Here is a 2,645-nt window from a genome sequence, read left to right as displayed (position 1 = left end):
GCGGACCCGGAGCCTGCCGGCAGCGGCGCTGCGATGGCGAAGATGCTGCCGTCCGGCGACCTCACTGGTGCGGCGAAGCCGTCGCTGAGGCTGCCGTTGATCAGCAGGTTGCCGGCGGCGCGCAGCGTCAGCACCATCGGCTCGCCGTTRTAGCGGTAGGTGTGCAGGTCGATYCCGGAGTTGRTSGKGGAMGGGTTYWGCAGCAGYYGGAGATYGCYGGAGCTGTYGARCTCGATCCCSGGCATCAGGTGGAASGCGGTGGCGGCCGTGCCGGTCAGCGTCCCGATCCCGGCCKTGATGGTCGCCGCRGCGATGTAGGCCTGCGCRTCGGCATYAGCYGCCGCRAGATKRGCGTCGACATAGGGCGTTGCGGAGACATCGTAGACCTTGACCGCCTCGACGACGATCTCGCGCGCGCCGGCGACACGGACGCCGTTGTTGACGATCGGTACAGCGTTGGTCGTCCGCGGCACGCGCAGCCAGACCTGGCCGCCATTGAGCGCGATGTTCGGATCGCTGTTGGCGACATTGATCACCGGCGTGCTGCTGCCGTCCGCATCGAACGTCATCGTCCCGGTGCTGGTGCCGGCGAGGCCGAGGAACACCGTGCCGCCCCTGGCGGCGGTGGTGCCGGCATTGAGCAGCGCATGCGCCGCAAGCTCGAGATTGTTGCCGGCGACGAGACGGATAGTCGCCTCGCTGCCGCCGCTGGCGTCGATCAGGCCTGCGACGGTGATGCTGCCGCTGCTGGCGGTCAGCTCGACGTCACGGGCGGTGATGTTGCCGACATTGATGTCGCCGGTGGCGAGCGTCAGCGCCTGCTGGCCCGAGAAACCCGCGATGCTGCCGAGCAGCGCACCGGCGTCACCCGACTTGACCGTGATGTTCGCCTTGCCACCGGCATAGCGCGGATCGGCGCTGGCGAGCAGTTGCCCGTCGAGATGCGCGGTTCCGTTCGGCGCAACGACGGTGAGCGTTCCGGCGTTGCCGCCTTGGTCGGAGTCCACGGCATCGAGCATCGGCAGCGTCACCGCGGCGAGCCGGCCGCCGCGCAGATCGACGACGGCGCCGGAGGCGACGACGACATCGCCGGTCGTGGTCTGCAGCGTCACGTTGCCGGCGGGCGCGATCCGCACCACGTCGAAGAACGGCGTCACCGCGCCGGCGACATTGGTGACCGACCCGGCCTGGAGCGTGATGCCGTTCTGCGCGGTGAAGCTGACCACGCCGGACGGCAGGTTGATGGTGGTGCCCTGGACGATGCTCTGCGCCGTGACCGACAGCGTCGCGCCGTTCGAGGCGACCGGCTGGGGCGCACCGCTGGGCGCAGGGCCACCAGACAACGCGGCGAAGGTCACTGTGCCGCTTGCGACGAGCTGTGTCAGGGCGCCCGCCTGCGCGGTCACCAGCGGCGCGGCAATCGTCAGGTTGCCGCTGGCGCTGAAGGTGCCGGGCATCACCTGTCCCGGCGCATAGGACACCGTACCGATTTTCTGCATCGCGCCTGCGGCGATCGGACCCGCATAGGCGACACCGCCGATCACCTGCCCGGTCGCTGCCAGGGTCACGGTGCCGAAACCGCCGAACGCGAGCGAGCCGCCTCCGCCCAGCGTCAACTGGCTGGCATCGATCTCGAACGCGCCCTGTCCGCCGCCGGTCGCGGCAGCGCCGGTCGCGCCGCCGTTGAGCGTGATGTTGCTGGCCCGCAGCCGGACGGTGTCAGCGGCGGCGCCAAAGCCGTTGATCACCGGCGCGCTCAAGGTCAACCCGCTGAGCAGCGGCTGACCGGTCGCCGGATCGCCGAGATCGACCGAACCGTAGACGTTGATCGCCGTCGCGGCCGTCAGCATCAGGTTCGTGGTCGCCGGCAGATGACGCAGCGGATCGCCAACGGACAACTGCGTCAGCAGGCTGGGGGTCAGGGTGAAACCCGAGGTGCCGCCGGTACCGAAGTTGATCACGGGCACGCTGACCATGACAGTGGGCGCTGCGAGACCGGCGGACGGATCCAAGGTGATCGAACGCGAAGCGCTCAGCGCCAGCTGGCTGCCGGCGAAGATGCCCGCACCCGCGCCAATCACCAGCTTGCTCGCACCGCTGGTTCCGGGCGGCAGCGTCACCGGCAGCACCGGCGCGTTGGAGGCCAGCACGAACGCACCGGCCCCGCCGCTGCTGACGCGCGCCAGCGCAATCGATCCCAGCGTCTTGCCGGTCTTCGGATCGTTCGGGAACGCGGTCGGGATCGCGCCGAACGATGTGGTGTCGATCCGCGCGCCGGTACCGATCGTAACCGTATTGCTGGCCGTCAGCATGATCTCCGGCGCGGTCAGCACCGCGCCGCTGTCGATCTGCAGGCTCTGTGCCGCCGGAGTGATGGTCAGCACGTTGCCATTGAGGCTGCGTGTGCCGCCGATCAGGATGCTCTGGGCACCGATGGCATCGAGCGCACTCGCCGACAATCCGGTCATGCCCGGCAATGCCGTGCCACCATCCGCAAGGATCTCGAGATTGGACGCCACGATATCGACCTGCCCGCCGCGGCCGCCYGCCGGGGTGGTGAAATTCCCGAAGCCACCAGCCGCTGGCAGCGACAGGCTGTTGATGACATTGATCACGAGTTGGCCGGCATCGATCGGCAGATACGG

General features: G+C 69.0%; 1 protein-coding gene. It reads right to left on the bottom strand.

All coding sequences use genetic code 11. The features are described 5' to 3' along the window. Nucleotides 1-2,645: beta strand repeat-containing protein (locus tag AB4Z37_RS32845; protein WP_441520857.1), on the bottom strand; the 2,645-nt coding region annotated here is incomplete at both ends.

Origin of the sequence: Bradyrhizobium sp. 2TAF24 (genome assembly GCF_052115025.1) — a bacterium.
In the GTDB taxonomy this organism is placed as follows: Bacteria; Pseudomonadota; Alphaproteobacteria; order Rhizobiales; family Xanthobacteraceae; genus Bradyrhizobium_A.
The sequence above is the reverse complement of the archived record's forward strand: the minus strand, read 5'-3'. Positions and strand labels throughout refer to the sequence as shown.